Annotated in this window: 9 protein-coding genes; all 9 read right to left on the bottom strand. The window is 69.1% G+C overall.

Going from position 1 to position 6,714, the window contains the following annotated elements; all coding sequences use genetic code 11:
- The coding region (locus ABFX54_RS55495; protein WP_346115412.1) for a ferritin-like domain-containing protein at window positions 1-469 on the bottom strand (469 nt) is incomplete at its 3' end.
- Window positions 470-602: 133 nt separating this feature from the next.
- Window positions 603-1,013 (bottom strand): cupin domain-containing protein, encoded by a 411-nt coding sequence (locus tag ABFX54_RS55490; protein WP_346115411.1) that lies wholly within the window; start codon window positions 1,011-1,013, stop codon window positions 603-605.
- Between the two features lie 8 nt (window positions 1,014-1,021).
- Window positions 1,022-1,774, bottom strand: coding sequence for an SDR family oxidoreductase (locus tag ABFX54_RS55485; protein ID WP_346115410.1), 753 nt, complete (start codon window positions 1,772-1,774; stop codon window positions 1,022-1,024).
- A 70-nt stretch (window positions 1,775-1,844) separates the two neighbouring features.
- Window positions 1,845-2,012: a hypothetical protein gene (locus ABFX54_RS55480; RefSeq protein WP_346115409.1), complete on the bottom strand. Its 168-nt coding sequence runs from the start codon at window positions 2,010-2,012 to the stop codon at window positions 1,845-1,847.
- Window positions 2,013-2,180: 168 nt separating this feature from the next.
- Window positions 2,181-2,864 (bottom strand): sigma-70 family RNA polymerase sigma factor family protein, encoded by a 684-nt coding sequence (locus ABFX54_RS55475; protein WP_346115408.1) that lies wholly within the window; start codon window positions 2,862-2,864, stop codon window positions 2,181-2,183.
- 46 nt (window positions 2,865-2,910) lie between these two features.
- The gene (locus ABFX54_RS55470; protein WP_346115407.1) at window positions 2,911-3,825 is read right to left on the bottom strand and encodes an RNA polymerase sigma-70 factor; all 915 of its coding nucleotides are present in this window, start codon (window positions 3,823-3,825) and stop codon (window positions 2,911-2,913) included.
- A gap of 42 nt (window positions 3,826-3,867) precedes the next feature.
- Entirely contained in the window at window positions 3,868-4,584 is a 717-nt protein-coding gene (locus ABFX54_RS55465; RefSeq protein ID WP_346115406.1) for an alpha/beta fold hydrolase, read from the bottom strand.
- A 20-nt stretch (window positions 4,585-4,604) separates the two neighbouring features.
- Window positions 4,605-6,260, bottom strand: a complete 1,656-nt coding sequence (locus ABFX54_RS55460) for a ferritin-like domain-containing protein (RefSeq protein ID WP_346115405.1) — start codon at window positions 6,258-6,260, stop codon at window positions 4,605-4,607.
- Window positions 6,244-6,474 (bottom strand): hypothetical protein, encoded by a 231-nt coding sequence (locus ABFX54_RS55455; protein WP_346115404.1) that lies wholly within the window; start codon window positions 6,472-6,474, stop codon window positions 6,244-6,246. The genes ABFX54_RS55460 and ABFX54_RS55455 overlap by 17 nt, the downstream gene beginning before the upstream one ends.
- Window positions 6,475-6,714 lie beyond the last annotated feature (240 nt).

Below are 6,714 nucleotides of genomic sequence, written 5' to 3'. Positions count from 1 at the left end.
ACACCTCCTTCTCGCCGAGCGTTGCGCACAAGTAGCGCAACCCCTGCTCGATCGCGGCGTAGAACTGCCCGATGGTCCGGTAATCGTCGTCCTCCGGTGGCGCACCGGGCGGCGCCGGCTGTTCCAGGCGCAGGAACATCTCCAGCGCCTCCGCACCGAACGGCACCAACGCCACCTCCAGATCACCGTGCGGCAACCTACGCGGATGCGACGGCAACATCTCCGGCATGTCCAGACGCGGCGCACCACCAACGGCGTTGAGTTGATTCGCCGCCAGCGCCAGATGCAGCATCTCCTCCACGAAGACGCCGCTCACCACCTCCACAGCCGCCGCATTACGCTCCGGATCCAGCGAATACAACGCCGTCAAATACGGCGGCAACGTCGCATGCTCCAGCTCGATCGCCCACTGCAGGTGCTCGCGGAGGCTGTCGAGCGTGCCGATCCGAACCGATCGTTCGTGGTTCATTCGTGTCATACCTCGGGTTGTTGGCATGGCGGATCGGACCGCCGGCCGGTGGGCCGGCTGCCTGGTTCGATCCTGGGATCAGGCAGCGACGACGGCAGCCGGTGCCGTCACGCTGCGGATACTTCGCCGGGGTTCAGGACGGGCGTGGTGCGCGGCGGTCCTGGCGCTGGGCCAGCTCGGCCTCTTCCACCAGCGTGAACATCGGCTTGCCCGGCTCGCACAGCATGGTGACCGTGAACCGTACCGGGACATCGTCGCGATTGTTGCCGTCCTGGTAGTGGATGACGTCGCCACCCGGCTCCCAGAACGCCTCGCCGGCGCGGATCACCCGCTCCGGCTCCCCTTCCAGCTCCATCAGCATCTCGCCCTCGAGGACGACGCCGAAGGCGGGACCCGGGTGGCGATGCGGCGGCGCGCCAGGGTCTCCGGGCGGGTACTCGATGACCACGGTCATCGCGTGCGCGCCCTCGGGGATGAACGGAGGCTGCGCCTCCTGCAGCACGGTCAGCGCCGTCTGCCACGCGGTCGATCGCGGCTTGTCCATCGCCCGCCCTACTTCGCGTCGGACTGGTCGAGCCAGTCTTCGTAGGTGATGGTGCCGAGCTGCGCGCCGTCAGCGGGCACCAGCGACCGCTCGCCGAGCACGCTGCCGAAGTAGCGCGCCTGCGGGTCGACGACGACCTCGCGGGTGTCGCCCCAGGCGGCCAGCGCCTTGCGGAAGAACTCGTCCATCTTGTACTGGGTCGGTCCGGCGATCTCGATCCGGCCGTTCAGCGGCGTCCCCACCGCGGTCCTGCCGACCGCCTGGGCCACGTCGTCACCCGCGATCGGCTGGAACAGCACCGGCGCGATGTGCACCTTGCCGTCGACCGTGCCCTCATCGGCGATGCCTCGGGCGAACTCGAAGAACTGGGTGGAGTGCACCAGCGAGAACGGGATGCCCGACTTCTCGATCAGCTTCTCCTGGGCGATCTTCGCCGCGAAGTAGCCGTTCTCCGGCATCCGTTCGGTCCCCACGATTGACACCGCCACGTGATGGCCCACGCCTGCGGCCGCCTCGGCCGCCAGCAGGTTGCCAGTGGAGGTCTGGAAGAACTTCATGACGGCCTCGCGCTCGAACGAGGGCGAATTCGACACGTCGATCACGACCTGGGCGCCCTTCAGCACCTCGGCCAGGCCCTCCCCGGTCAGCGTGTTGACGCCGGTGTTCGGTGACGCGGCCACGGCCTCGTGGCCGTGCTCGCCCAGCTTCTTCACCAGCTTCGACCCGATGAGCCCGGTCCCGCCGATCACCACGATTTTCATTGTTGGCACCCTTCTGGCTTTCTGGACGCTGTGGTGCGCCCCTGTCGTCAGCTAGGACAAGGCAGCCCCCTCAGTTGTGACAGGCGGCCTCGTATTCGAGGACGAGCCTGGTGAGCTCGACACGCGAGCTGATCCCGAGCTTGGTGAAGGCGTGCCAGAGGCGGCGACCTGCTTGTTGGTGGCGCCGCCAATGACGAGGGGTTCGGCCCGGGTTGTCGCCGCCGAGCTCGTCGGGCATCCGCAGCTCCAGGGAGAGTGCCGTCGGAGGACCTGGCGTGGCCGCTGGCCCGCCCGTGGGAGGAGCTGCCGCCGGTCAGGGCGACGCGCGTGGAGTAGAGCGGCCTGTATTCCGCCCCGTTGTAGTCGTGGTCAGTGGAGAGGATCTGGTCGTTCACCAGTATGCCCGTCAGCGCCAACGCTGGAGTTTGTCGGGGTTCAGGATGATCCACACCGCCGTGACCTCGGCTCCGGCCACGCTCACGCTGACCACCGCCACGGCCTTGCCCGCCCGCCGCAGCACGAGCCCTGTCCTGCCGTTCACCGACCCGATGGCCGGCTCGGTTCCTGGCTGGTCGATCAGCAACGCCGTGACGACCCGCGCGACGGCGTCCGCACCGTAAGTCGGCCGTATGGCGACGCGCACCTTGCCGCCGCCATCGCTGACGACGATCGCGTCGGCGGCCAGGACTTCCCGCAGCGCCTCGGTGTCGCCCGCCTGGCAGGCCGCGGCGAACCTGCGGGCCACCCGCTCATGCCTGGCGAGCATCGCCTGGCCATACCCGGCCTGGTGCGAGGCCGGACCCGGCACGGGCTGGGCCCGGATCACCGGGCCGCCGGGCACGTGGTCAGGGTCGGTTCCGGGGGCGGCGAGGAGCTCCAGGCAGATGCTTCCCGCTGTCCGCGTCAGCCAGGCGCGCGGCACCGCGATGGCGGCGCGCTCCTCCTGGTCGAGGGCGTACCAGCGGCGATAGGTCTCCTGGACGACGTGGTCGGCCGTGGTGTCCGAGCCGAACATCCACAGAGCGATCTCGAGCAGGTGCTGCCGTTCGTTGAGCATCTCCGCCAGCGACTCGGCGCCCGCCTCGGTCATGGTCTGCCGCCTCCTTCATTGTTGGCAGATAAGACCGGACAGCCCGTTACGTTGTGACAAAGCGGCTGCGAGACCGCTCGAAGGCCTCGATCTTGGCCGGGTTGAGGATCCACAACAGGTGGTGGATCCCCTCCTTGGAGGCCTCGATGGCGAGCAGGGCGACGCCGCTGCCGTCCCGGGTGACGAGCACGCCTGGCAGCCCGTTCATCTCTACCCACGTGACGGCGGTGCCCGGCCAGAACCGCGGTGAGAACGCGGCCACGAACCTGGCCACCCGCTCGTTGCCCAGCACGAGGAACTTGGCCGATCCCCTGATGCCGTCGCCGTCGGAGGAGCTGACGACGTCGGCGGCGAAGAGCTTCTCCAGGGCGCCGATATTTCCCGTCTGGGCGGCGTCGAGGAAGGTCTCCAGGAGGCGCCGGTGCTGGAGCCTGTCGATGGGCTCGTGGCGTACGGCGGTCAGGCGCCTGCGGGCGCGGCTCACGATCTGCCTGACATTGACCGGGGTGAGCTGCAGGATCTCCGCTATCTGCGGATAGGGGTAGTCGAAGGCCTCGCGCAGGACGTAAGCGGCGCGCTCGGTGGGGTTGAGCCTCTCCAGCAGGAGCAGAAAGGCCAGCTCCAGTGCTTCGCCGCGTTCGGCGCCGACAGTGGGGTCCAGACTGGTGTCCACGGGTTCCGGCAGCCAGGGGCCGATGTAGGACTCCCGCCGCACGCGCGCCGACTGCGCCAGGTTGATGGCCAGCCGGGTGGTGACCAGCGCCAGGAAGGCCGGCGGGTTCTCGATGGTCTCGCGGTCGGTGTCCTGCCAGCGCAGCCACACCTCCTGGACGATGTCCTCGGCCTCGGCCGCGCTGCCCAGCATCCGGTAGGCGATGCCGAACAGCCGCGGGCGCAGCTCGATGAAGGCGGACGCCGCCCGATCGAGAGTGTTGGCCTGTTCCAGGGATTCCGTGTTCATGTGCCCCACATCGATTCGCCCGTCGGCCTGAACAGGGGTTCGTCAGCCTCGCGCGTGGTCCGCAGCGTCGAGGATGGTCGCTGTCACGGCGTCGGGCTGGGAGGCCGCGAGCGCGTGAGAGGCGCCGGCGACCTCGCGGGTGCCGCGCGAGGTCGCGCGCTCGGCCATGAAGCGCAGTGCGGCGGCCGGGATGTTGAGGTCCTTATCGCCGTGGACGAACCAGGACGGGACGGTGCGCCAGGGCGCCTCGTCGACGGCGAGCCCGTCGGACAGGGCGCGCTCGGTCACCGGCCGCTGGGTCGCGGCCATCAGCGCGGCCTCCTCGGTGTCGAGGTCGGCGCAGAACTGGCGGTGGAACTTGGCGGGGTCGATGCGGAACTCGTTGCCGCCGGAGGCCACCGGGTAGGCCTGCAGCGCCTGGCCGAGCGTGCTGCCCTCGAACTTGCTCGACAGCAGCAGCGCGCTCTCGCCGGGCTCGGGGGCGAAGGCGGCGACGTAGACCAGGGCACGCACGGCCGGGTTGCCCGCCGCCGCCTGGCTGATCACCATGCCGCCGTAGGAATGGCCGACCAGGACGACAGGGCCGCCGATGCCGTCGATCACGTCCCGCAGGTAGGTGGCGTCGCCTTCCACGCTGCGCAGCGGGTTGGCCACGGCGACCGTGGTGAGCTGGTTGCCGCGCAGGCGCTGGATGACGCGGTTCCAGCTGGCCGACTCGGCGAAGGCGCCGTGGACGAGGAGAACGACTGGTTGGTTCATGGGATTGCCTCTCTGGTTGTTCACTCGTGAAAGCCGATCTCGCGATGGGTGCCGTCGCAGAGCGGTTTGTTGCCGGAGTGGCCGCAACGGCACAGCGTCATCCGGTTCCTGGTCTCCAGCGGCAGACCGTCCGACCGGGTGACGGGGATTCCACCGGTCACCCACAGCGCGCTGGCCAGCCCGTCCTCCTCCTCCAGCACCGAGATGGCGCGCGGGAGGTCGGCCTCGATCGTCTCGCCACCGCGTTCGAGGGCATAGCTGTAGGAGCCGGAGGGGCAGTGATCGATGCGGCCCATGACGTCGGAGCGCACGTCGCTGTCGGCGGTGTCGTCGAGCATCTTGGCGATGGGCCTGGTCCGGCCGATGCAGAAGGCGGCGTGCACGCACAGCTCGCCCACCCGCTGCGCGGAGATGCCGACGCCGTCGTGCACGTGCTGCAACTCCTGGTAGGGCCGCATCGGCGCGGCCTCCGTGCCGTCGAAACCGATCACGGCGTGAGTCCCGTCGCAGAACGGCTTGGCGCCCGAACGGCCGCAGCGGCACAGCGCATAGGTTTCCTCGGTCCTCAGCGGCTCGCCGGTCTTCCAGGTGAGCGCGTTCTTCTGCTCGGCGGAGACGATCTTCCGCTTGCGCCGCAGGGGGACGCGACCGTACACGACGTACGGCCCGTCGCGGAGCACGACGATCCGCTGGTGGTCGCCCGCGCTCCAGCGGCGCAGCTCAGGCGGGACGTACTCGAAGGTGAGGCCGCCCCGCCGCATCAGCCCCTGCGCCTGGGCTTTGAGCGCGTACATCTGCCCGGTGGCGACGGCGAGCATCCTCGGGCTGCCGTTGAAGGCCAGCTCCAGTAGATGAAGGATCGCGCAGTAGGTGTGGTTGAACTCCTCCTGCGCGGCGCGGTCAGCAGGGTTGGGCGTCATGGGGAACACCCCGGTGAGATCCACCGAAAGCTTCTCACCGGTGGGCCCGGACTCAGGGGTGTCCCCGCGCCGGTAGCGGCGGCCGAGCTTCAGCTCCATGAAGCGGTAGTAATGGGCGACCTCGTCCTGGTCACCGTCCCAGACCTCGCTGCGGGCGTTGCCTTCCCCCTGCTCGACGATCTCCTCAAGCGCGTCCAGCGCGGAGGCGAGGTCGGTGACGGCGACGAGCCTGCCGCCGGTGTGGCGGAAGTGGCCGCCGCTCACCTGCCGGGCCGGGTCGCCGGAGAAGACCTCTTTCTCGCCGAGCGTTTCGCACAGGTAGCGCAACCCCTGCTCGATCGCGGCGTAGAACTGCCCGATGGTCTCGTAGTTGTCGTCCTCCGGCGGTGCGCCGGGCGGTGCGGGCTGTTCCAGGCGCAGGAACATCTCCAGCGCCTCCAGGCCGAACGGCACCAGCGACAGCTCGAGATCGCCGTGGGGCAGCTTGCGGGGGTGAGGCGGCAGCATCTCGGGCGTGTCGAGCCGCGGCGTGCCGCCGACGGCGTTGAGCAGGTTCGCCGCCAGCGCCAGGTGCAGCATCTCCTCCACGAAGACGCTGCTCACCACCTCGACGGCCGCCGGGTTGCGCTCCGGGTCGAGGGAGTACAGCGCGGTCAGGTACGGCGGCAGCGTCGCGTGCTCCAGCTCGATCGCCCACTGCAGGTGCTCACGGAGGCTGGCGAGCGTGTCGATCCGCGGCTCAGGCAACGTCGTCACCCGGCCGCGCGCCGTCCTCCAGCACCTCGACCGTGTCGCGCAGCCCTCGCAGAGCGATCTTCTCGCGCTCGACGTCCGTCGGGTCGTACAGCCACTCGGTGATCGGCTGCCCCACCTCCTCCTCCGCGTGGCTGGCCTCGGCGATGATCAGCTCCTCCTCGATCTCGACGTGGAGCTCGTACAGGAACTCGTTCTCACCGTTCGAGGTGCTCATGTCTCCTCCAAATGATGTACAGCCGGCCTGCTGACCGCGTGGAACAGCCGGCCGACGATCAGCCCGCGACATCGTCGGACTCGGCGACCATCGCCAACGCGGTCACAACGACTTCCCCCGTTCGGCGATGTGGCCCGATCGCCAGCTTGGACAGGGCAGCCTCGGCTTTTGTGACAAGATCCGATTATTCGACGAGCTTTCCCTCGGTTGAGACCTCGCGCATGAGCGCCGCGATCTCGG

The sequence above is a fragment of the Nonomuraea maheshkhaliensis genome (assembly GCF_039529435.1).
Taxonomy (GTDB): Bacteria; Actinomycetota; Actinomycetes; order Streptosporangiales; family Streptosporangiaceae; genus Nonomuraea; species Nonomuraea maheshkhaliensis.
This window is presented reverse-complemented; position numbering and strand designations above follow the sequence as displayed.